The organism is Snodgrassella sp. W8158 (assembly GCF_016100435.1).
Lineage (GTDB): Bacteria > Pseudomonadota > Gammaproteobacteria > Burkholderiales > Neisseriaceae > Snodgrassella > Snodgrassella alvi.
On record NZ_JACFSM010000001.1, the window covers coordinates 986526 to 1012389 of the forward strand.

At 41.4% G+C, this 25864-nt stretch carries 11 protein-coding genes and 1 tRNA gene; 4 read left to right on the forward strand and 8 right to left on the reverse strand.

Annotated features, from left to right (window positions below; genetic code table 11):
- Positions 1 to 59: 59 nt before the first annotated feature.
- From H3V11_RS04365 to H3V11_RS04400, 8 genes are all read right to left on the reverse strand, one after another.
- Positions 60 to 8729 (reverse strand): ESPR-type extended signal peptide-containing protein, encoded by an 8670-nt coding sequence (locus tag H3V11_RS04365; protein WP_198223667.1) that lies wholly within the window; start codon positions 8727 to 8729, stop codon positions 60 to 62.
- Positions 8730 to 10082: 1353 nt separating this feature from the next.
- On the reverse strand, positions 10083 to 10571 hold the full coding sequence (locus tag H3V11_RS04370; RefSeq protein WP_100125462.1) for a DUF6678 family protein: 489 nt from the start codon (positions 10569 to 10571) through the stop codon (positions 10083 to 10085).
- Positions 10572 to 10892: 321 nt separating this feature from the next.
- Positions 10893 to 10966 (reverse strand) — tRNA-Gly (locus H3V11_RS04375).
- 885 nt (positions 10967 to 11851) lie between these two features.
- On the reverse strand, positions 11852 to 13132 hold the full coding sequence (gene purD, locus H3V11_RS04380) for a phosphoribosylamine--glycine ligase (protein ID WP_198223668.1): 1281 nt from the start codon (positions 13130 to 13132) through the stop codon (positions 11852 to 11854).
- A 70-nt stretch (positions 13133 to 13202) separates the two neighbouring features.
- Positions 13203 to 13811 carry a YigZ family protein gene (locus H3V11_RS04385; RefSeq protein ID WP_084548537.1) on the reverse strand — a complete coding sequence of 203 codons (609 nt, stop codon included), beginning with the start codon at positions 13809 to 13811 and terminating at the stop codon, positions 13203 to 13205.
- Positions 13808 to 14863 (reverse strand): low specificity L-threonine aldolase, encoded by a 1056-nt coding sequence (locus tag H3V11_RS04390; RefSeq protein WP_232335745.1) that lies wholly within the window; start codon positions 14861 to 14863, stop codon positions 13808 to 13810. The genes H3V11_RS04385 and H3V11_RS04390 overlap by 4 nt, the downstream gene beginning before the upstream one ends.
- A 174-nt stretch (positions 14864 to 15037) precedes the next feature.
- Entirely contained in the window at positions 15038 to 15982 is a 945-nt protein-coding gene (locus H3V11_RS04395; protein ID WP_198223669.1) for an electron transfer flavoprotein subunit alpha/FixB family protein, read from the reverse strand.
- Positions 15983 to 15993: 11 nt separating this feature from the next.
- On the reverse strand, positions 15994 to 16743 hold the full coding sequence (locus H3V11_RS04400) for an electron transfer flavoprotein subunit beta/FixA family protein (RefSeq protein ID WP_078474288.1): 750 nt from the start codon (positions 16741 to 16743) through the stop codon (positions 15994 to 15996).
- A 935-nt stretch (positions 16744 to 17678) separates the two neighbouring features.
- Here H3V11_RS04400 and tsaA point away from each other — a divergent pair.
- From tsaA to H3V11_RS04420, 4 genes are all read left to right on the forward strand, one after another.
- Positions 17679 to 18371 carry a tRNA (N6-threonylcarbamoyladenosine(37)-N6)-methyltransferase TrmO gene (gene tsaA, locus H3V11_RS04405; protein WP_198223698.1) on the forward strand — a complete coding sequence of 231 codons (693 nt, stop codon included), beginning with the start codon at positions 17679 to 17681 and terminating at the stop codon, positions 18369 to 18371.
- A 300-nt stretch (positions 18372 to 18671) separates the two neighbouring features.
- Positions 18672 to 19589 (forward strand): UDP-3-O-acyl-N-acetylglucosamine deacetylase, encoded by a 918-nt coding sequence (gene lpxC, locus H3V11_RS04410; protein WP_198223670.1) that lies wholly within the window; start codon positions 18672 to 18674, stop codon positions 19587 to 19589.
- Positions 19590 to 19712: 123 nt separating this feature from the next.
- On the forward strand, positions 19713 to 20069 hold the full coding sequence (locus H3V11_RS04415) for a hypothetical protein (protein WP_078474286.1): 357 nt from the start codon (positions 19713 to 19715) through the stop codon (positions 20067 to 20069).
- Positions 20070 to 20952: 883 nt separating this feature from the next.
- Positions 20953 to 25864: ESPR-type extended signal peptide-containing protein (locus tag H3V11_RS04420; protein WP_255516510.1), on the forward strand; the 4912-nt coding region annotated here is incomplete at its 3' end.

A 25864-nucleotide genomic window follows, 5' to 3' on the forward strand; every position in this document is an offset into this window, starting at 1 on the left:
AAAAAACTTCCGGATTCAGATAAATCCGGAAGTTAGTCAGACTACTGAGTAAAAACAGTTTAATTGCGACCCCACTTAAAGCCGACACCGGCATTAAAGCCAACTTCTTTGCCTGTAGTGGAAACACCTGCACCCCAGCCAATATTACCGCTGTTACTCATGGCTTTATAATTAGCTCCTACCGCAGTATAGCCGCGATAGGTACCAACACCTACACCAACAGCCTGTTCACCGGCATTCAGAGAAGGCAGATAAGCACCGGACAGAGCCATGGCCAGTGCCGTACCGGAATAGGCGCGGCGTTCAGTCCGCTGAACACGATCATTTACCTGATTTACATACTTATTGATGTTGGTAATCTGATTATTCACACCCTTAAGCTGAGCCACATTGACTGCATCAGTATCAGCCGTACCCGCGGCAACCCCGGTTATCTGACGGTATACACCTTTCGATGTATCTCCTACAGATACCGCTCCTTCTGTACTCTTCGTTGCCCGGATTGCTGCTGCCTGCTGCTGCGTTGCCGTTACCGGTATATAGCCCTCTTTACCGGCTGCTGTACTTGCTACCGATCCGGATCCAAGTGCTACGCCTCCGCTCTGAGTTACTTTCGCCTGACTGCCCAGAGCAACACCATTGGCTGACGATGCGCTGGCAGAATCACCGATGGCAACTGCTGAAGTGCCGCTGGCCATTGATGCACCGCCTATTGCAACTGAATCAACCCCCTGTGCGACTGAGGCTGCTTTTGCTGAGTTACTCTTTACATATTTAGTGCCGTAATCCTGAATATTCCGCAAAGCGTCAGCCACATTATCCGCAGTCACTATATTGCCTGTCGGGGTAGTGGTTTCATATTTAGGCGGCGTAATCTGACCTGTACTTGGATCATATCCGCTTGGCTTACCCAAACCGGCAGTTATAGCAGAAAGCTGACTACTGATTGCAGTTGACAGACTCGTCAGTGCAGGATCATTAGAAATAGTGCCGGAAGGCAGTCCGCTTACTGTTGATGACAGGGTTGACAGATTATCTGTCAGGGCAGTGATACTTTGTTTTACCTTCCACAACTGCCCACCATTCACTGCATCAAGAGAATTTTCTTTTGAATCATCACCTTCGGCAACACCGGTAATTTTCTGTGCTTTCGAGTAGCGAGTAGCATTATAAGCACCTGTTGGCAGTTCTTTCCCATCGGCACCAATATCAGATGTCCACGCTAACGCTTTCGTATTCACAAGGTCAGTCAGCTCAGTTTTTACGCTGTATAACTGTCTGCCATTTATCGCATCATGTGAATCTGGAGTAACGTCACCATCCTTCAGATTAAAAATTTTGTAATATTTGGTATCGGAAGAAGCACGAGTCTTATCATCGTCGGATCGTCCTGCATCAAATCCGTTTTGCTCTTCATTCCATACAATCGTATTCTTTTTTAGAGTACTCACTTGTGTCTGTATGATTTCAGAATCCGTTTGCCAGGCATTTACACTGTCTGTCATCTGGCTAAATCCAGTGGACATAGAAGTGCTTATACTGGCAATACTACTAGTAACAGCTGAGGAAACAGTTGTTGACAGACTGCTCAGACCGGTTGAAGCTGAGGTGGACAGAGCAAAGAGCTGACCTCCGTTAATTGCATCGGTTGATTCTGCTGATACATCACCGGCTGCTACATGGGTAATTCTTTGTGCACTACCGCTTCCATGACTGGCATCATATGCATTAATACCACTATTCCATTGCAGGGCATCCTGATTTAATGAAGATACCTGGTTATTGATACTGGCATATCCGCTTGACAGGCTGTTTATGCTGCTATTAGCTGTGTTCAGACCGGTTGACAGGCTGGATACATTTTGATTTACATCTTTCAGGTTATCAGCAATGATTGTGGATATGCTACCCTGCTGAATGTCTGCCAGGCTGCTCATGCTGGTTGATAAACTGTTCAGACCGGTTGAGGCTGAGCTGGACAGAGCAAAGAGCTGACCTCCGTTAATCGCATCGGTTGAATCTGCTGATACATCACCGGCTGCTACATGGGTAATTCTTTGTGCACTACCACTTCCATGACTGGCATCATATGCACTAATACCGCCATTCCATTGCAGGGCATCCTGATTCAATGAAGATACCTGGTTATTGATACTGGCATATCCGCTTGACAGGCTGTTTATGCTGCTATTAGCTGTGTTCAGACCTGTTGACAGGCTGGATACGTTTTGATTTACATCTTTCAGGTTATCAGCAATGATTGTGGATATACTACCCTGCTGAATGTCTGCCATGCTGCTCATGCTGGTTGACAGACTGTTCAGACCGGTTGAGGCTGAGCTGGACAGAGCAAAGAGCTGACCTCCGTTAATCGCATCGGTTGAATCTGCTGATACTTCACCGGCTGCTACATGGGTAATTCTTTGTGCACTACCGCTTCCATGACTGGCATCATATGCACTTATACCGCCATTCCATTGCAGGGCATCCTGATTCAATGAAGATACCTGATTATTGATATTTACATATCCGCTTGACAGGCTGTTTATGCTGCTATTAGCTGTGTTCAGACCGGTTGACAGGCTGGATACATTTTGATTTACATCTTTCAGGTTATCAGCAATGATTGTGGATATGCTACCCTGCTGAATGTCTGCCATGCCGCTCATGCTGGTTGACAGACTGCTCAGTCCGGTTGAGGCTGAGCTGGACAGAGCAAAGAGCTGACCTCCGTTAATCGCATCGGTTGAATCTGCTGATACATTACCGGCTGCTACATGGGTAATTCTTTGTGCACTTCCACTTCCATGACTGGCATCATATGCACTAATACCGCCATTCCATTGCAGGGCATCCTGATTTAATGAAGATACCCGATTATTGATACTGGCATATCCGCTTGACAGGCTGTTTATGCTGCTATTAGCTGTGTTCAGACCGGTTGACAGGCTGGATACGTTTTGATTTACATCTTTCAGGTTATCAGCAATGATTGTGGATATACTACCCTGCTGAATGTCTGCCATGCTGCTCATGCTGGTTGACAGACTGTTCAGTCCGGTTGAGGCTGAGCTGGACAGAGCAAAGAGCTGACCTCCGTTAATCGCATCGGTTGAATCTGCTGATACTTCACCGGCTGCTACATGGGTAATTCTTTGTGCACTACTGCTTCCATGACTGGCATCGTATGCACTAATACCGCCATTCCATTGCAGGGCATCCTGATTAAGCGTACTTATATGGTTATTAACGGTATTTAAAGACTCTGTTAATATACTTGCTGAGCTGTCAATACGCGAAGAAAGCGTGTTGATACCAGTATCCGTACTGGTCGACAGACTGGTTAAACTCTCACCTATACCATCAGACAGCTGGCTCAGATGCTCATGTATAGCAGATGACAAACCGGTAACAATCTCTGAAGTGCTGACAAACGAACTGCTCACACCACTTGAAACACTGCCGGAAAATTCTTGTAAATTGTTGGAGATATTTTCTGATAGCGTATCGAACTGCTGAGAAAGTGAACCAGATGCCGTAGTTGCTGAATCTTCTATTGTACTTAAGCTGGAGAGTATTGAACTGCGCCAGGCGGATAAATGACCATCAGACACAGTTGACAGGCTGTGTAACTGAGCACCAATAACGGCATCAGACGAATCTGATGCTATCAGACCGGCAGCTACATTAGTAATTTTAGCCGGATTTTTGGTTGCACGACTGGCATCATAAGCAGCAATATCGCTGTTCCATTGTAATGCATTCTGCTCTAATCCGCTCACCCGGGTATCCAGACCGGCAATGCTGGAAGAAAGCGTACTTACATTAGTATTAATCAAACTGCTTAATGTCGTTGACAAACTACTAAAACGCCCGCTGATATTATCATCCAGTGCATTAAATGTGCTATTGGTGGTATACAGCTGACCTGCAGTAATAGCATCAGCCGAACCGGCATGCAGATCACCTTCAGCTGCGTTCTTAATCAGATGTTTTTCATCCTTCTGACCATGACTGGCATCAAATGCACTCAGTGAGCTGTTCCACTGTAATGCATTTTGATTAAGAATAGCTATTTCATTGTCAGCGGAAATAAATGCAGAGGATACACTTGAGGACAAATGTGTAATATTATTTTCAATATTTTCCCTGTTTTGTACCAACTGCGACAGCTTCGAATCAGCATTATCATATACAGCTGTGGATAAACTGCTGATACCCGTGCTAAAGCTATTGGATACATCTGTCAGTTTATTTTCCAGATCAGTAATACTGCTGTTAGTGTTGTACAGCTGTGCACCAATCACTGCATCTGACGAACCTTCATTCAGACTACCAGCTAATACATGAGTAATGATGCCTGGCTTACCACTATGGCTGGCAACATAGTTTTTGCCATCCCATTGCACAGCATCATCCTGCAGAGCGGAAATACCGGTATTGATATGAGTCAGATCGGCTGCTGTAGTAGTCTCCAGACTGGTCAGCTGACTCTTAGTTTGCTGCACTTTTTCGGATAAATCAGTTATCGTTTCATCATTTTTTTGAGCGATACTCTGTATGGAGCTGCTAATATTATTTATACCGGTACTTAAACTTGCTCCCAGATTATTGATGGCAGCATCAGTGTTATACAATTGATTACCTGTTACCGCATCTTTTGACCCTTCCTCCAGCCGGCCATCAGCAACATGAGTAATTTTTTGCATTCCGTTTTTACCAAAACTGGCATCATAAGCACCATCGTTCCATTGCAGTGCCTGCTGTAACCCAGAAATTTGATTATTTATCTCACCCAGACGAGACTGAGTTCCGGTAGACAGGCTTTCCAGTCCGGGAAAAGATGAATTCTGCATGGCAACTGACAAGCTGCTCAAATTACTGTCCGTAGTACTGATAAACTTAGATGCATTGCTGTCAAACGCAGTAGAAAGTGAATCTATACTACTATTGGTAGCGAATAACTGCGCACCGGTAACAGCATCGGATGAAGTATCATGTAAAATGTCGCCTTTAGCCACATTAGTGATTTTGTTTTTTCCATTATCACCCTGATTATGGCTGGCATCATAAGCTTTTCCATTCCACAATAAACTATCCTGCTGCAGAGCAGTAATATGCGAGTTAGCTGTCTGTACACCGGAATCCATATTACCATGCACATTATTGATATCTGTAGCAATAGAATTACTCAGACTCGTTTGCGCAGCAGCCAGACTGCTATCAATCTTACCGGAATAAATATTAAACTGATTATCAGATTCTGCTTTCAGATCACTGATTCTGGTATTGGTCCGGTATAACTGCCCTCCGGTTACGGCATCCGTTGAATCGGACTGCAAACTGCCCTCTGCTACATGGGTAATTTTCTCCGTACCTTCAGGATTACCGTGACTGGCATCATAAGCGTTCCCGTTCCACAACAACAGATTTTTCTTTAAACCCGCTATTTGATTATCTGCCGTATTCAGACTGCTACTAATGGTATCAGCCAGGCGATTAATTTCAGTATCAGATAAACCATTTAATGAATTTATTGCCTGGTTTACAGCAGCGATACTTGCAGACGCAGACACCGAGAATACATGAATCTGACCCATATTAATCAGATCAGTTGAATTTTCTTTTACCTCGCCGGCTGCTATATTGGTAATGTTCTGGTTTCCTTGCGTACCGTGAGCAGCACTGTATGCCTTATCTTCACTATTCCACAGTAAAGCATTACTTTGTAAGGCACTGAGACTCGTATTGGAACCGTTCACAAGTTCCATACCGCTTTGCAGCGTATTTTCAGAATATGTGCTCAGTTGTGTCGACAAGCTGCTCAGTCCGGTAGCAGTTGAATCCGTTAAATTATTCAGAGATGTGTTTGTTGAATATAACTGTGCTCCGGTAACAGCATCAACTGATGAATCAGTTAAATCAGCCCCGGCTACTCCGGTAATAGCCTGATTTTTTCCGTTACGCTGTGCATTAAAGCTCTTTCCGTCAAGTTGCAGTACTTGTTGCTGCAATGCCGAAATGTTGCTATTAATCTGACCGACAGAGCGCAAAGCACTTGCTGTCAGTGTACTTACACTGGTATCTGTCTCGGTATTCAGATCATAATACTGACCACCGGTTACCGCATCAGTTGAAGCGAAATCAACAACACCGGCAGAAACATGAGTGATTTTCTGATTTTCATCATTATCACCGTGTCTGGCACGATACACCTTATGAATATCATCCCATTGCAGTGCATCATTTTGTAAAGCAGCAACCTGATTACCTGTATCACTCAGACTTGTTGATAATTTTTCCAGACCGGAAGAGTCATACAGTGAGCTGGATAAACTACTGAAACTTGTGCTGACGCTATTGGACAGACTGCTAATATTGGTATTAGTGGTATGTAACTGACCGCCAGTTACAGCATCGGTTGAATCAGCTGCTAACGAACCTTCTGCCACACCTGTTATCTTGTGGTCAGTATTATCATTATCAGCCCTGAATTCGCCTTCAGGCAGACCATTCCATTTTAATATGCCTGTTTGCAGATTATGGATACCGGTAGAAACCGATGTGGAATAACTATCTATACCAGTATTGATTTGGCTGGTTGAAGTATCAACTATATTTTTAGCCTCAGTGGAACCGCTATTAAGCGTACTCAGACCACTATCTATACTGGATGATAAAGAGCTCAGCGACGAATTGGTCGCATAAAGCAGTCTGCCATTAACCAGATCGGTTGAACCGGCGTTGCTGATATCTGCATCAGCTACGTGAATGATTTTACGCGGCGTTTTGCCATCATAAATTTTAGCGTCATAGAATCCGCCCTGATCCAGCAGGAGCTTTTTCTGTATAGAAGTAATATTATCTGCTAAAGATGTACTCAGCTGGGAAATATTTTCTCCTACTTCACCAGAAGTATTCTGATCACCGAACTTCTGCTTTATCTGCGATGAAACAGTACTGATGCTGCTATTAAGCGGATCAAATTTTGCAGGCATTGCAGCAGAACTACTGATGATAGTCTTATCTGCTGCAATCAGATTAGTATCAATACTGCTTGACGCAGACGAAAAAATACCCGGAACTGAAAAGCTCAGATTTTTTAACTGAGCAACATTAACTGCATCCGTAGGGTTGGTACCCGCCGCAACATCTGTAATCTGCCGGGTAATATTTTGTTTTGGGTCAGTATTGCCTATGGCAACAGCACCATAGGTACTTTTCCAGACAGCTTTACTATCCGGATCGCTGTAGGTTGCATGATTATTTGGATTATAACCGTCAACATACTGAGCTGTATTCGCCAGAGAACCGGAACCCAGAGCAACACCGCCAGACACCGTAGCCACCGCACCAGTACCTATTGCCATAGCATCAGCACCGCTAACAGTGGTTTGATTACCCAGAGCAAGAGCATTATCTGCACTAATGCTGGCGTGATTACCAATTACTGTTGCACCGGTACCTGCAATACCTTCTGAGGTACCTACTGTATTATCGCTACCGATTATATGAGCACCGTCAACGGCATTATTAATCACATTGTTGTTACCAAAGATGGCAGTATTGGCTGCCGAGATACTTTCCCATTCATATTCTTTTTGTTCTTCTGAGTCCTCTTTTTTGATCTTTTGGCCTGTATTACTGTTACCCAGAGATAAAGTTTTATTCCCTTTAATATAGGTATAGTGTGTTGTTACATTTTTCTGCGTACCGTCAACCGTGTTGTAGGTAGTAGGTGTCTGGGCACTGCCGATAGCAATTGATTGCTCACCATCTACCGCGTTACCGGAACCGATACCGATACTTTGCTTGCCGGCAAGAATATTATCGTTACCAATGGCTACGCTGGAATCCAGTCCTGCATGAGCCCCTACCCCGACACCTACAGCACCATCAGCATTAGCCCGTGCCTGCAAACCCAGCGCAACACTTCCCACACCATCAGACTGAGCCACAGAACCCAGAGCAACACCGGACACACCGGTAGCTTCAGATGAAATTCCGATCGCATTGGACGCCCGCCCGGAAGCCACAGCTGCCACACCAAATGCCTGAGCACCACCGGCTGTAGCAGTAGCATTAACACCAAAAGCCAGGGAATAATTACCTGTTGCCAGAGATGCACATCCATAAGAAAAAGAAGCTACTCCATAAGCTCTCGGAAGAGATGATTTTCCTCCTCCAGTTTTCTCACTCTGATAACCGCTACCATAATTTTTTCCTATAATCTGTGTCCGTTGACCAACCCATTTTTCTGCTTCAGTGGTTGAATCATAAGGTGTGTAATTATGCCCCCCATACGGAAATGATTGATTTTGTGCAAAACGCAAATATTCATCTAAAGGATCAAGAAGCTTTGCTTGTGTATTTTTAGTATTTGATCGATTTTTAACATAATCATAACCACAATAATCCTCATTATCCCCTGCAATGGTAACTGAGTTATAGCTTGTTTGTTTTTTACTGGCGGCCTCATCACCATACAGATACTCACCCCAGATGCTGGTCCTGCCTGCTGCATATACATCAGCAGAATATAAAGATATATTGATCAGCGAGGCAATTAACCCCAGTCTGAAAGTATAAAGACCCATTCTGGCTAACAGGGACGGCTTAGCAGTATTACTGGAAACCGCATTGGCCTTGGTTTTACTTTTTGCTAATTCAGAAGCGGCCACCCAAGTCTGAGTGGATTCGTTCCATATCGCACGATATATTTTATTCAATTGGTTTACTCCTAATTTTTTAAAATCATGCGTTTATCAAAATACTTTAATAAATTAAAGATAGGTTAAAATTGAGTTAAATTATTCATAAATATAACATAAATATTTTAATAAATGCGAATAAATAAATAACATTTTTATACTTAAACACAGGCAAAATCATTCAGAAATCTTAGAAATAAATAAATTTAACTATTTAATTTATATGATTTTTTATATTTTTTATTTTACCTATTTATTCCTATACGTTATTTGTTTATTTATTATCAAATGTATTATAAAAGCGACAGTATATTAAATAAGTTAAATTTTAGTAACGATCGATCTACATCCGTAATGGTTTAAATTTTTCTCTTTAAGCTACTATAATATATATAATTTTTGTGACACATTACTTTGTATTTCATTATTATTTATGCTATTAAGATAATATGCTCTTTTGAAAATAGTATTAATTATTAATAATATAATTAAATTATTATGCAATATTTATATAAAATAAATCAAGATTTTAAAATCTAATTGATTCATATTAAACAAAAGCAAATCATCAATTTAAATAAATTTTTGCGGATAAAATCAAATGCGCAGGACTATAGTTGCTATTTCTGCTTTATAAGAGGAATAAACCAACTATCAAAGAGTTAAACCTGCTCTTAAGTTGGAAAACATCAGCCAGGCCTATACATAAAGCATCGGCTAGTGGCAGCAATTGCTGATTTTTAATCAAATTTCAGGGATAAATTTTTATCAGTTACATATGGTATAGCTGATGAAATAAGTAAACTTTGAATAAAACCAACAGTGGAGCAAACAGCACATTTTTCGGTGTATAAATTTTGTATTACTGATTCAAGCCGTGTAATTTAAATAAAACATCTTTTTTTTGCTGCTGTCAGATAGGATACGTATCAGTTTAAATAAACCAGAATAAAAAGTTTACAGCTTGTGTATAAATCTGTGGATATCATTCTATAGCAGACAATAAATCCACATATAACTACAAATATCGATCAAATATTCCCGAAGATTTTTCTGATGTTTCAATACTTGCTTTATTGACAGCAAATCATGGTTGCAGTCTCCAAATATCAGATTATATTGTTCTTGTTGTAACTCTTTATTAATAAAATATATTTTTATTATCCAAATTAAGAGAAATTTATCTTTTAGTTATTTCTCCACAGATATCTAATCGCAGGCTTTCTTCTAATAAAACAAGACATATTAAACTTATTCTTTAAGTAGATCACTGATTTTCAATATCTAGTTTCGCTGAATAAGCAAAAAAGTGTTCGTAATAAAACAAAAAATAGGATTATTTACTCTGTAAATTTTTATATTTATCGAATGCTAAGGGTTTTTATATCCATAAATAGTAAAAATATTATCTTTTCTGTCATAAGGTATATTCAGCCGGTTAAGTATTGTCCTGAAAGCTTCTGTTTCATCTAAAACTTCATTTTCCACTAAACGCCCGCGATATTTGCTTAATTGCGGGTATACTTTTATCCATTCAATATTAAATAATGCAGGTATACCTTCATGATAATAATTTGACCAGTCACCTATCCACCAGGGTATTTTTTCAAAAAAAGGTTCTGCAATATCGTCACCATCGGTAACACATCGCAGTATATACGGAGGCGGAAATGATAATTCTTTAACTGCATATTGAAGTTCAAGCCATTTAATGTCATTCATAAATGAAACAAGTTGTCTTTTTGCAATGATGGCAGAAACTTTTATTTTTAGCTTACAGATATAGTTGCTATGGTGACTAATAATAGTTTTATATTCTTCATATAATTCTGTTGCTAAGTTCGGCTTGTTTGAAGACATATATTTCCGGCATTGTATATTTCACACTGATAATTCAACCAAGCATATCAAACGAAAATATTGATGTCAGCACTGACATTTCAGGATACAGATTTGACAGCAGGTTTGCTAAACCGAACTGATAAATCGGTTAGCAGCGATATCTGCTTATTTTTTAATGTCAAATTAATCGGAACAAGCAATATTACTCAGTAATGACTGAAGTATTTATCTAACCTCAAACACATCATAGGAAATAAGATAAGATACTCAAAAAAACTGTCGGAATGAATATAGCAGCAGACTGATTATCATTACCCATGGACTTATCAAAAGAAGATTTGGAGCGGATAACGGGATTCGAACCCGCCCGAACTGCTTGGGAAGCAGTTATGCTACCACTACATCATATCCGCTCAAAAAACGCTTATTGTAAGTAGGTAATGTTACCGAGAAGTTATTTTATTATAATCTTATTAGTACCAAACAACCAGATATCACTTCTCTCCGGTTTAGAAATTCAGGATTAGGTACAGCAATAGTTAGCATCGCCTATTCAATATTTGGTTGATTTACTGAGAATTGCAACAGATTATTTTCTCCGGCCATTGAAATTTTGACAGATTATTAGGCCTGATTTGAAATTTACTGATCACTGATAGTTAACATCTTTTCTGGGAAAAATTTCAGCGTACTTTTAAATAAAATAGGTGCTAAACAGGCCGGAACATAAAAACCGTATTTTTAGCCGGAAATCCGGCGACTGTGGATAAATACTGGATAAATGACTATGTGCAGACAATCCAGTATTGATGACAACTATCATTTTATATGGTGTCTGTTATCAATAATCGATAGCTGAATAAGTCATATTTAATTTTGATTATAATTGCTGATAATACACAGTTAATAAAAAATATTCTGATGTTTAAATCCTCTTAATGAAACTTGAAACCAGTTCAAATTTTCCGCATAAAACAGTTTTATACTGATTCCTCAAAATTGTTAATAAATATGCCGATTTATTTTAACTGCTGAGGATGTAATCAAGCTTCAGACACCATAGTGTTATTTTTATATTTATCCACAGAATCGATTCAATTACAGTTTTATATTCTTATCATTTGCCTGTGCTAAGCTAAAATTGAATATCACGATAATCAAAATTTATCTTAATAATTTGATAGTACATATTAATTATCTGGTTTAGCCAAAAAATTATGTATTCTGTTCGGCTAAACTAAACAGAATACATAATTAAAATATCTGTTGATAAACAGGATAAAATATAAAAATCAGATTTAGTTATCCACAGCTTTCAATGCTTTTGCACCAATATCATGCCGGTATTGCATACCGGCAAATTTTATCGATTCCAGAGAAGTATAAGCTTTGGTTTGTGCAGTTTTGATATCTGCTCCTAATCCGACTACACATAATACCCGGCCGCCATGGGTAACCAGTTCATTCCGGGAATTAAGCGCGGTACCGGCATGGAAAACTTTTCCGGTTTGATCAGCCTCAGTAATCCCGGAAATTACATCTCCCTTACGTGGATCCTGTGGATAACCAGTCGCCGCCAGTACCACACCAACAGCGGCCTGATCACGCCATTCAGCAGTCACCGTATCAAGCCGGCCGTCCAGAGCAGCTTCTATCAGCTCAACCAGATCACTTTGTAACCGGCACATAATCGGCTGAGTTTCCGGATCACCAAACCGGCAGTTAAATTCTATGGTATACGGTGCTCCGCTATCATCTATCATCAAACCGGCATACAGAAAGCCGCGATAAGGGTGGCCGTCAGCCTGCATTCCTTTTACTACAGGCAGAATAATTTCATCCATTACCCGCTGATATACAGCTTCAGTCACTACCGGTGCAGGAGAATAAGCACCCATTCCGCCGGTATTCGGACCTTTATCGAAATCAAGCAGGCGTTTGTGATCCTGACTGGTAGCCATAGGTAAAACGTGCTCACCATCCACCATAACAATAAAGCTGGCTTCTTCTCCCTGTAAAAAATCTTCGATTACTACCCGGCTGCCGGCAGCACCCATAGCATTGTCCCGCAACATATCATCTACAGCCTGATGAGCTTCGGCCAGTGTCATGGCAACAATCACTCCCTTACCGGCTGCCAGACCATCAGCCTTGATAACAATCGGTGCGCCTTTCTGATTGATATACTGATGAGCAGCTTCAGCACCAGTAAAAGTCTGATAGGCAGCTGTGGGGATACCCGTTCTCGCCATAAACGCCTTAGCAAAATCTTTAGAGCTTTCCAGCTGAGCGCAATATTGGCTCGGACCAAAAACAGCCAGACCAGCGGCCGTAAATTTATCCACAATACCAGCTGCCAGTGGTGCTTCCGGGCCGACTACTGTAAATGCTATTTGCTGTTCACGACAGAAGGCAATCAACTGCTGATGATCAGTTACAGCAAGGTTGAGCAGCTTTGGTTCTGTTGCAGTACCGGCATTACCCGGAGCTACATAAACCGTATTTACTTTGGGAGACTGTGCCAGACGCCAGGCCAGAGCGTGTTCCCTTCCGCCGCTGCCGATAACCAGTAATTTCATATACCCCTTCTCCAAAATAAGGTGTGTATGCAGCCAGCCGGCTGCGTTTTATAGCATTAACCAGTAATATTCAGTTATCCAGTTTAACATCAATCATCCGCAGCTTGCGTAAAGATGACAGCCCGCTTTCCAGCTGAGCAAGCGGCAGGCGGACAGACAGACAGCACTGCTGCTGCAGATCCTGCTGTATTATCTGTGCCTGCTGCTGCCGGCACCAGCGCATTGCTTCACTTAAATGAGCATAATCACAATAAAGCCATAATTGCCGGCATACATCCAGACAAATTTTATCAGCAGCTTCTATCGCTGCCGCAGTAGCAGATTTATAAGCATGGATCAGCCCGGGAACTCCCAGCAAAGTACCACCAAAATAACGTATCACTATCACTACAACGTCAGTGATATTCGCAGAATCAATCTGTCCGAGAATCGGCCGGCCGGCACTACCAGCAGGTTCTCCATCATCATTGGCACGATAACGGTTACCATCTACGCCCAGACGCCAGGCAAAACAGCAATGACGTGCCTTATGATGCTGTTCCCGCAAAGTTTGCACATACTGGCGAATTTCGGACTCATCCTGCACCGGATAGGCAAAGGCCAGAAAACGGCTGCCTTTATCTTTAAATTCTGCCTGTGCCGGTGCTGCCAGCGTTGTGTACTGATAAATTGTACTCATTTTTCCGCAATAGCCTGCCTGATTGCGGCCGCAAATGCATCAACTTGTTCAGGCGTGGTATCAAAACTGGTCATCCAGCGTACTTCTCCTTTGCTTTCATCCCAGTCATAAAAATGAAACTGCTGATGCAAACGGGCACGAGCATTAGCAGGTAATATTGCAAATATGGCATTTGCCTGAACTTTTTGAGTAACCGATACCTGCTCAATTGCGGTCAGTGATGCAGCCAGCCGCTTTGCCATCAGATTACTGCCGGCGGCCAGATCCAGCCACAGATCGTCTTCCAGCCATGCCAGAAATTGTGCTGAAATAAAACGCATTTTTGCACCAAGCTGAGCATTAATTTTACGCAGATACGGCATAGCAGCATGAGTATCTGCGCGCATACTGATGATACATTCGCCCTGAAGCATACCATTTTTAGTACCGCCCAGATTAAGCATATCCACACCCGTATCGGTAACCATAGTTCTGACATCAGTATTTTCCGCTACCAGAGCATTCGCCAGCCGTGCTCCATCCAGATAAAGCTGCATATTATGTTTATGACAATATTCGGCCAGATCACGGATTTCAGCCACGCTATAACAAGTGCCCAGCTCAGTAGTCTGGCTGATATACACAACTGCCGGCTGAGCACGATGTTCCATTCCAAAACCCCAGGCTTGCCGGGCTACCAGTTGCGGGGTTAATTTACCATCATCAGTAGCAACCGTCAGGAGCTTTACGCCGGCCAGATGTTCAGGCGCCACTCCTTCATCACACTGAATATGTGCACTCTCCGCACAAATCACCGCACCCCAGCGCGGCAACAATGCCTGTAAAGCGGTAACATTGGCTCCGGTTCCGTTAAATACCGGAAAAGCTTCAGCCTGCTCACCAAATAACTGTTTGATTTTCTGTTGCAGAGCAAGCGTATACACATCAGCACCATAAGCAGGCTGATGTCCGCCATTAGCGATTGTCAGTGCCTGGATAATTTTCGGGTGAACACCTGAATAATTATCTGATGCAAAAGCATAACTCTGATTATCATGTAATCGGTTCATCATTTTAAGCTGAATTTTTTATAAAAGATATCATAAAAATTGCCTGAATACTGGGTTTATTCAGGCAGTTTACCGGCAATCAGTTACAGCAAACCGGATACTTTCTACCCGTTTGTTTCAAGGTCAAACTGTTGAATAATGTTTCACGTGAAACATTATTCAACAACCATCAGCAATTTAATGTCCGAGAGCCTTTAACTGTTCAAGCAGTTCTGGTACAGCAGTATTTAAATCAGCAACCAGCGCATAATCAGCTACATTAAAAATCGGAGCATCAGCATCTTTATTAATAGCCACAATAACTTTACTGTCTTTCATTCCGGCCAGATGCTGAATGGCTCCTGAAATACCAATAGCAATATATAACTCCGGTGCGACTACTTTCCCTGTCTGCCCTACCTGATAATCGTTCGGAGCATAACCGGCATCCACAGCTGCGCGTGAAGCACCGATAGCTGCATTCAGGGTATCGGCAAGCGGGTTGAGAAGTGCAGCAAAATTTTCAGCACTGCCCAAACCACGTCCGCCACTGACTACCACTTTAGCAGTAGTCAGCTCAGGATGATCTGATTTGGTCAGTTTACGTTCAATGAAACGGCTTAATTCTGGCACAGGAACAGCGGCAACAGATTCAATTGCTGCTTGCCCGCCAGCAGATTCTGCCAGAGCAAATGCGGTAGTCCGGATTGTCAGCAACTGTTTCGATTGTTCACTACGCACTGTCTGCAAAGCATTCCCGGCATAAATCGGGTGAACAAATGTCTGACTGTCGATAATGGCAACAACATCAGAAACAGGGGCACAATCAAGTAAAGCCGCAACACGCGGTAACAAATTTTTACCGAAACAAGTAGCTGCCGCAATAATATGATCATATGAATCAGCAAGTTGCACTACCAGCGGAGCTACTGCTTCCGCCAATACCTGAGCATAGTCAGGAGCATCAGCCAGTAATATTTTTCGTACCCCGCTAATTTGATGTGCCTGAGCAGCGATATCGGCCACATTGTGCCCGGCTATCAGAATATCAATTTCCCCCAGTTGCTGTGCCCCAGATACAGCATGCAAAGTGGCCTCATCCAGACAGGATTGCTGATACTCAGCAATAATCAATACCGACATTAATATCTCCTTTAAATGACTTTTGCTTCGTGATGCAATCTGTCTGCCAGCTCGGCCACATTTCCAACCCGGATGCCGGCAGCCCGCTCAGCCGGTTCAGTTACCTTTAACTGTACTAACCGCGGGCTGATATCGACACCCAGCTCAGCTACTGTTTTTTTCTCAAGCGGTTTCTTTTTTGCCTGCATAATATTCGGCAGCTTGATATAGCGAGGTTCATTCAGTCGCAAATCAGTACTGATTACAGCAGGTAATTTCAGCGCCAGCTGTTCCTGCCCGCCGTCAATTTCACGGGTAACCAGCACTTCATCTGCTTTAAGCTCTATTTTGCTGGCAAAAGTACCCTGCGCAAGCTGCATTAAAGCGGCAAGCATTTGTGCCGTCTGATTGGCATCATCATCAATTGCCTGCTTACCCAGCAACAACAACTGCGGCTGCTCGGTTTCGGCCACAGCTTTTAATAACTTAGCCACGGCCAGCGGCTCGAGCTTTTCATCTGTTTCAACATGAATGGCACGATCAGCACCCATTGCCAGAGCTGTACGCAAAGTTTCTTCACACTGTTTTACGCCTAAAGATACCACCACCACCTCAGTGGCTTTACCGGCCTCCTTTAAACGCACAGCTTCTTCCACAGCTATTTCATCAAACGGATTCATCGACATCTTCACATTGCCAATATCCACATCTGATTCATCAGGTTTAACACGCACTTTCACGTTGTAATCGACAACACGCTTTACCGCTACCAATATTTTCATCTGAACCACCCTTAGATTAATCATAACCGCTAACCATCAGTGATTACCGGTATTCTGATTGCAGATTAACCACCGCAATACAGATAAATCAGCTAATCAGTGTAATTTAATTGCTACTATCAATTTATACTTAACCGGATATAGTAACAGAAATACAGATAAACTGCCGACACTCAGTTGGAAATATTATTTTGCTGTTCAAATATGATTTGTGGATAACTTTATCCGGCAAGTTTCAAAATCACTGTGTACAATATTTTTTAATTCTGTAAAAAATAATCAACAGCTATAAACAGATCAATTCAGTCTAATTTCCGGTATGAAATAAAAACATTGCAACTTAAAATCCATAATTCAACACAATTATTTTTTATAATATTAAAATCATATAGTTAACCACTCCCCTACTCTGTTATATTTATCCACAGGCAGGTCTTCAGGCTACGAGTCCGGAATACCGGTTTAATAATTTATTCTGGTTGAAATCATGAATCACACATTTCCATACAAGATTAAAATCCACAGAAATTCACTTATCACTAAAAATTAAATTATCCACAATCATAATGGTCTGTTTATCGTTATTAATAATATTTTTAATTAGAAAATATACTTTTAAACAGCTAATAAATCAGTAATACTGCCAGATAAACAAGCTGTTTCGAATTTATACGGAAATCAGTATAAAACAGTAAATAATATAAATATATTTATCAACAATTTAAACGATAATATTATGATTCCGTGCATAACTTAAGTAGTCGGATATCAGCTGAAACTCATTTAATGATTAATTTAAGCATAATAAAAACAATAAATTAATTATTTTATCCACAATTTATATACAGAGAAATATACTAATTACCGTACAATATACCTGTTCTGATTAATCACATTTTGTACGTTTTATGCCCGCATCTTCTGAAAATTCCGGTCTGCACTGGACAATCCACCCGATTGGTTACATTAATTCTCCCTATAAACAAAAATTCGGAGTTGCCCGGCAGCCAGGATTGGTACCGGCAGCTCAGGCATATATAGAATTATCCACAGAGTTTACTGCCGAATGTGTACGCGGTTTAAGTGATTATGAATATATCTGGATTCAGTTTATTTTTCATGCCACCATTAAAGACGGCTGGCAACCTCTGATCAGACCGCCAAAATTAGGAGGTAAAGAAAAAAAAGGGGTTTTTGCAACCCGCAGTCCGCACCGGCCTAATCATTTAGGTTTATCACTGGTAAAACTAGAGCGAATTGAATGTAATAAACAGATTCGATTGTATGTAAGCGGTGTGGATTTTCTCGATCAGACACCGGTAATTGATATCAAACCCTATATTCCGTTTGTTGAGGCTAAACCTTATGCACATAGCAGTTTTGCACATGAACGCGAATTACTGACAGTTCACTGGTCACAGCATGCATTAAATCAAATGCAATTTTTTTCATTAGATTCTGAATATTTTCAATTAATTAATCAAAGTCTTGCCCAGGATCCGCGACCGGTGCATCAGCACCATACAGACAAAGTTTTTGTTATGCATCTGGGTAATTTTGATGTTTTATTTCAATTCAGAGGTAAATCTGTTGAAGTAACCGGATTACGCGAACATGTCGGAATTTAAATTATTATTCAAATAAAAATATAAATAATAAATGGATGAAGACAAAGACGAAGCCATACATCCTGTGGAAAACTTAAAATATCACTATAAATCATATTTTTATTTGTAGATAAGTTATTAAATGCATCTGCGGATGATTTGTGGATTATGTGGATAATTTTTCTGATACTATTGTTTGCTGTGGATAATTAACAGAAATGAATGCTGATAGCAATAATTTATCCACTGTTTGGCAAATTTCATTACCTTTACCAGTGAAATTCGTTACCATAGGATGGTCGGATTGATCAGGAACAGAATATGCTGCAGCGCACATTAGCAAAAAGTATCAGTGTTACAGGAGTGGGTTTGCATTCCGGGGAACGGGTACGCCTGAGTCTGCATCCGGCTGCTTCGGATAGTGGTATTCGTTTTCGCCGGACGGATCTGAACGGAGAATTTGGCCGGCTTGTGCCGCTGACTCCTGAACTGATTAACGATACCCGTTTATCTTCTACGGTTGTTACGCCGGACGGTATTCGTATTGGCACCATCGAGCATATTATGTCGGCATTTGCTGCCTATGGAATCGATAATATTATTGTTGAGCTTAATGCACCGGAAATCCCTATTATGGATGGTTCCAGCCTGCCTTTTATTTATCTGTTACAGGATGCCGGGGTAATTGATCAGCCTGTCGAAAAAAAATTTTTGCGTATTAAACAGTCGCTGGTACTGACAGAGGGAGATAAATGGGTAAAATTTACTCCATATGAAGGATTTCAGATTACATTAACCATAAATTTTGATCATCCTGTTTTTAATCGCAGTAACCAGACTTTCCGGATTGATTTTGCAGGACAGTCATATGTTGATGAAATTTCCCGGGCGCGGACATTTGGTTTTATGCAGGAAGTAGAACTGATGCGCAGCCACAATCTGGGGCTGGGGGGTAATCTGAGTAATGCGATTGTAATTGATGATACGGATGTGCTTAATCCTGAAGGATTGCGCTATCCGGATGAATTTGTCCGGCATAAAATTCTTGATGCTGTTGGAGATCTTTATACGCTTGGTCACCCGATTATTGGCTCCTTTGAGGGGCATAAATCCGGCCATGCGATCAATAATGCGCTGTTAAGGCAGCTTTTGGCGCAGCCACAAGCCTATGAATGGGTAACTTTTCCGCATAATTATCAGCTGCCGGCCGCATTTCATCAGTTGCCGCATGCAGCCTGACTTGCGGCCATGATAATATTCATGTTAAGAATATGTTATAATTACTTAACAAAATCAGGTTAAACTGGCCGGATAATATTTAACCGGCTTCACTTTATTATATTATTCCGGGATATAAATGCAATGGATTATCAAGCTGTTGTAGCGCAATTACTAAACGTAGAAGGTGCACTGGCGGCGGCGGTGGTTGATTATGATAATGGTATGTTAATGGCCGGTAATGCCATTAATAAAATTGATCTGGAAATTGCCGCGGCCAGCAGTACGGAAGTTATCCGCTCTAAAATCAAAACTATGCAGATGCTGGATCTTAGCGATGAAATTGAGGATATACTGATTACACAGGGGCAACAGTATCATCTGATCCGGCCGCTGAAAAAACTGGGTAGCCTGTTTTTGTATTCAGTACTTGATAGCCACCGTGCCAATCTGGCTTTATCGCGCCGGGCGCTGATTGATGTTGAAAAACAAATGGAGTAGTAACCGGATTATATAGATTCGATATGGCTGCTGATTGATTTGAATATGGCTGTTAAACCAGTATTCCGGCTACATGGTTATTAATTAAAAATTGAATTCTTCTGTAATTAACTATTCACAGTTATATTTTTAATTCAGATTAACAATATGCTATTTATTAATTTAAATAGCATATTGTTTTTACAGTCAGACCATTTTTGCTTTGTACCTTTCTGCATAACATTCTGTTATGCCTTGATCTAGATTTTCTGGCTATTCTGCTTTTCTCTGCGAATATAGATGCATTGTCTGTATCTGTCTGTTTTGATAGATTAATATTATGCCGGATCAAATTTTATTCTGTTACGCAGAAATGGTAATACACAAAATACAATTCAAATGATGTGTAAGCGTAATTTAATTGCGGCCAATTTGCGTCGTTTAGCTAATTAATAACTATATTTACTTCCATTACTGTATTTATTCAAGTGGCTAGCAAACGAAAAGCAGATAATAAATCTAACTGCCTAAAACCATTTATTTAGATCAGATTTGTTTAGGTGTAATAAAATGCCATTCTAATTTTTTAATTTTGAGAAAACGGATTAATCAGATTACTGTGGTGTTAATAAGACAATAATAATATATAAACAATCTATTTAATTAACATATTTATATATTTAATTTTTGAAATAAATTTAAAAAAATATTTGAATTTCAGATATTTATTTTTATAAAAAATATAGTTTTTATTGAGTTTACTAAATATTATTTAAATTTGTTGAATACATACAAGCAAGTATATTATGTTATATTGCTTAAAGATTTAATTTTAAATTTTAACTTTATTTAAATTTATACAAATTTTGTTTGACGGCATGATTTCTAATCAGGAGTAAACCAATTGAATAAAATATATCGTGCTATATGGAATGAAACGACCCAGACCTGGGTGGCCGCCTCCGAACTAGCTAAGAGTAAAACCAAGTCCGATACCGTAGCCTGCTTGCCGGCCACAGGCATGATAAAAAGTAAGTCCCGATTCGGATCAGTCTTTAAACGGAGTCTTATCGCTTCAATTCTGAATTTTTCACTCGTTATTCCGAATGTTTTTGCTTCTAATGTTGCGATTATTGGTGGCGACAGTAAGACGACTAGTACTAATGGTGCTTTAGTATATTATAAAGATCAGAATGGTACAGCCAGGGCAAGCCACGGTTCGGTAATTATCAACGGCGTCAATGGTTTTGCTACAGGTTCTCCGGGCTGTGGCGCAGATGAAGTTGCTGGCAGAGGCGACCCTGGACGTGTGATTGGTAATCCGAATGATCCAGCTAAATTACTTTCTGCAATGGACGAATATTTACGCTTTGCTAATGGCAGCGATAAGGCTTATGGCACAAACACAAGTTCGGTCAATGCGGATGCTGCTATGCAGGGTACACAGACGGGCGGTGCTGCAAATAAAATGCCGTTAGCCTATGGTGTCTATTCTTTTGCATCCGGTTGTGGTGCTTACACATCTGGTAATTACTCAGTAGCATTCGGTACTAATGCTACTGCAACTGCCGGTGGCGCGATGGCCATCGGAACTGCTGCTCTGGCTTCTGGGCGGGCCTCGATTGCTTTTGGTGTCGGCGCTGAGGCTACAGGTGTTTCCAGTGTGGCTTTAGGTTCGGTTGCATCTTCTAATGGTGTGGGTAGTGTGGCTGCCGGTTTGAAATCTCAGGCCAGTGCAGATGGTACTGTTGCCTTAGGTGTTCAGGCACAGGCTACAGCAGATTCTGCTGTAGCTATCGGTAATACAGCTCAGGCCACTGGCGAACAAAGTATCAGTATAGGCTCAGCCAATCAGGTAAGCGGGAAAAGATCCGGTGCGATTGGCGGTTCTGAAACAACAACAGCTTACAATAATAAAGAAGATGAAAAGGATCCAACGAAGGCTAATGGTGAAGTTGCTGGTGCTGCAACCGGTATCACTAGTGTAACCGGGAATGACACTTATTCTTTCGGTAATCAGAATGGTACGATTGCTGCTGATAATACCGGTATATTCGGTAATAGTAATGTTATAGCACTTGATTCAACCGGTGCTACTAAGGCTAATGATATAAGAATATTAGGCAATCTGAACAAAGTCTCTGCAAATGCTACCGGGGCCATGATTGTAGGTAATGAAGCTAAAGTCGGTGCTGCTAATGCCCTGGCACTGGGTAACAAGACTCAAGTTAGTGGTATGAATGGCGTCGCCATCGGTACAGAGGCTAATGTCAGTTCTGATGACGGCGTGGCTATAGGCAGTAATTCTGCAACTACAGCCGCAGCAGGTGTGGCTGGCTATGATCCTGCTGGTGGGGTTCATGATGCTACATCATCTACCTGGAACAGTACCAGAGGATCGGTGGCGATTGGTAATGCCAGTACTGGTGCCACACGGCAGATTACCGGCCTGGCAGCCGGTACACAGGATACCGATGCTGTCAATGTGGCTCAGTTAAAAAGCTTGGGCGATTCTGTGTCAGCCAGTCTGAATAGTCTGTCTTCTTCAACAGTAAGCCATTTAACTAAAAACGACAAAGAATTAAATGAACTGATAAATACGACCAATTCAACTTTAGTTACATATGACAGCAAGCTGGTAGATACAGCCGGCTTACTGGACAGCCGGCTTACTGAAACTAATAACAAACTTGATGCAATAAATACTTCAGTTTTAACCAGTATCAGCCAGATGCAGGAAAATGCATTACGGTGGAATGACGATGTACAGGCTTATGATGCAGTTCACGGTCAGGCAAATACAGCAAAAATTATCAATGTTGCGGCCGGTGATTTATCGCCAGAATCAACTGATGCTATTAATGGCGGACAGCTTTATAGTACCAATTCAGCATTGAGCAGTTTGTCAACTGTTGCGATAAGCAGTATTTCCACTGCGCTATCGAATTCCACTTCAATGTCTGCTTCAATCAGTACAACCCTGTCAGAAACTTCAAATAAGCTCAATCAGCTTCTGGACAATACTTCAACCAGCATGAATCAATTAAGCCGGGATGCACTACAGTTAAAAGATGGTGTATTTGATGCTGAACGTGACGGAAAAGCCCAGAAAATCACGCATGTTGCGGCCGGTGATATTTCTTCGGCTCATTCCAGTGACGTGGTTATTGGTTCCCAGTTATATGAAACCAATACAAATCTGACTAATTTATCAGAAAGTTTTGCTTCAAGTTTGACCAGCCTGTCAAATTCAGTGGGTAATTCAAATATAGCAGATATTGCTAGTTTGTCTACAGTAGCCAGTGGTGTAAGTAGCAGCCTGTCCAGTTTGCAAAATAACGCTTTACTGTGGAAAGCAGGTGACAATGGGGTAAATGGTGCCTATGATGCTGAGCGTAACGGAAAAGCTCAGAAAATTACCAATGTTGCAGACGGCAGTACTGAACAGGGATCAACAGATGTAATTACCGGCGGACAGTTATACAGTCTTTCGACCGCTACTGTAGCTAAACTGAATAACGTAACCAGCACAATAAGTACAAATCTGGCAGACAGTAACCAAAAAATAGACGATGTAAGTAATAAAGCTCTGTTATGGAATGAAAGTAAAATCGCTTATGATGCCGGTAATCGGAAAATTACAGGTGTTGCTGCAGGTGCCTTAACAGCAGATTCATCTGATGTGGTGATCGGAGCACAGTTATATACAACCAATAATCTTCTGAATAATCTATCTTTATCAACTACAGGTGGGTTAGACAGTCTGAGTACGGCCTTAAGCAGCTCTTCTCAGTCGATTATTAGTAGTCTTTCCGGACTTGTGGGAAACAATCAGCGCGAAGTTGCGGCCTTGCAGGATAATGCTTTGCAATGGAATGATACTGATAAGGCATACAGTGCTAAACATCCGGTACTTGGTAATCAGCGCATTACCAATGTAGCAGACGGCAGAGAGGGTGCTGACTCAACTGATGCGGTGACCGGTAAACAGTTGTATAGTCTTTCCAGTTCTACAGCAGAAAGTTTAAATAATTTATCCAGTTCTCTGCAGAATTTATCTGCGGATGGTGTGGGCAGTTTATCTACAGCTCTTAGTACAGGTTTGAATAATATCAATTCCAATATTACTAACTTGCAGCAGGATGCTTTACAGTGGAAAGACGGTGCTTACGATGCCAGCCATGGTGTTGAAAATGGTGTACAGAAAATTACCCATGTTAAAGATGGTGATCTGAGTGAACATTCCACTGATGTTGTCACCGGTAAGCAATTATTTGACACCAATACCAGTGTGGCTACTCTGTCTGCCGGCCTGGATAGCAGATTGCAAAATTTGTCTGGTTCGACATCTGCCAGTTTGAATAATATTTCAGCTGATTTAAATCAGTCGCTGAGTACCGGTCTGAGCTCTCTTTCTGCAGCGGCCAATACCGGGTTAAGCTCTGTTAATTCAAATATAGCTACATTACAGCAGAGTGCGCTGCAATGGAATAACACTATTTCTGCTTATGATGCCAGTCATGCAACCGGTACTGCACAAAAAATTACCAATGTAGCCCAAGGTAGTCTGGCAGCAGACTCAAGTGATGTAATTACCGGCGGGCAATTGTTTGATACCAATACTCAGGTTAGCAGCCTGTCCGGTAATCTAAACGACGTTTCCAGCAGTGTGGTAACAGGTTTAAATAGCCTGTCTTCATCATTGTCTGAAATTAGTGGTAATCGATTATCCAGTTTGTCTACTGGTATCGACAGTACCAACAGCAGATTGACTGAACTGTCTGCATCAGCATCAAGCAGCCTGGCAGCGACTGACTCAAATGTAAAAACATTACAGCAGAATGCGCTATTGTGGAAAGATGGTGCTTATGATGCTATGCGTGACGGAAAAGTCCAGAAAATTACCAATGTAGCTGATGGCAATATTGAAAAGGGATCAAGTGATGTTGCTACTGCTGGCCAGTTATATACAACTAATACTAATATTACGGAACTTTCCAGCAGTGTTAGTACCAGTTTCGATCATTTCACGTCTTCTTTGAGTACGATTACTCAAACTGGTGGTAATGATGTGATCAGTCTGTCTACTGTTGCAAGCAATATTGATAACAGGGTAACTAATTTAAAGCAGAATGCACTGCAATGGAATGATGATATTGCTGCTTATGATGCCAGTCGTGCAACCAAAAATCCGGCAAAAATTACCAATGTTGCTGCCGGTGAAGTATCAGCAGATTCAACTGATGTTATTACTGGTGCGCAGCTTGATCAGGCTAATGCAAATTATGCCAGCAGTCTGGCAGAAGTATCAGGATCAGTCTCTAGTGGTTTAAGCTCAGTTCAGGATAAAGTAAACGGTTTATCTACAGACTGGCCGGACAGACTAAATAGTCTGTCTACCACAACTTCCAGCGGATTAAGCAGTCTGTCTACTGCAGCATCAAATGCTTTGAGCAGTTTATCTTCGACTACTTCAGGCATGATAGCCAGTCTGTCTAACAGTACTTCTAGCGGATTGAACAGTTTATCTTCCAGTGCTGCTAGCGGATTGAGCAGTTTGTCTTCCAGTACTGCCATCGGACTGAATAGCCTTTCTTCCAGTACTTCAACGATACTGGGACAATTAGACAACACGATCAGTACTGCCACCAGTAATGTTGCCGAACTACGGCAGGATGCCCTGCAATGGAATAGCGGTATTAGTGCATATGATGCCAGTCATGGAAGCGATAGTGCACAAAGAATTACCCATGTAGCTGCCGGTAATGTATCAGCAGATTCAACCGATGCGATTAACGGAGGTCAGCTCTTTGCTC

Excerpts from the sequence above, each read along its gene's own strand:
- H3V11_RS04370 (WP_100125462.1), bottom strand. The coding sequence starts at position 10,571 with ATGTCTTCAAACAAGCCGAACTTAGCAACAGAATTATATGAAGAATAT.
- purD (WP_198223668.1), bottom strand. The coding sequence starts at position 13,132 with ATGAAATTACTGGTTATCGGCAGCGGCGGAAGGGAACACGCTCTGGCC.
- H3V11_RS04385 (WP_084548537.1), bottom strand. The coding sequence starts at position 13,811 with ATGAGTACAATTTATCAGTACACAACGCTGGCAGCACCGGCACAGGCA.
- H3V11_RS04390 (WP_232335745.1), bottom strand. The coding sequence starts at position 14,863 with ATGATGAACCGATTACATGATAATCAGAGTTATGCTTTTGCATCAGAT.
- H3V11_RS04395 (WP_198223669.1), bottom strand. The coding sequence starts at position 15,982 with ATGTCGGTATTGATTATTGCTGAGTATCAGCAATCCTGTCTGGATGAG.
- H3V11_RS04400 (WP_078474288.1), bottom strand. The coding sequence starts at position 16,743 with ATGAAAATATTGGTAGCGGTAAAGCGTGTTGTCGATTACAACGTGAAA.
- lpxC (WP_198223670.1), top strand. The coding sequence starts at position 18,672 with ATGCTGCAGCGCACATTAGCAAAAAGTATCAGTGTTACAGGAGTGGGT.
- H3V11_RS04415 (WP_078474286.1), top strand. The coding sequence starts at position 19,713 with ATGGATTATCAAGCTGTTGTAGCGCAATTACTAAACGTAGAAGGTGCA.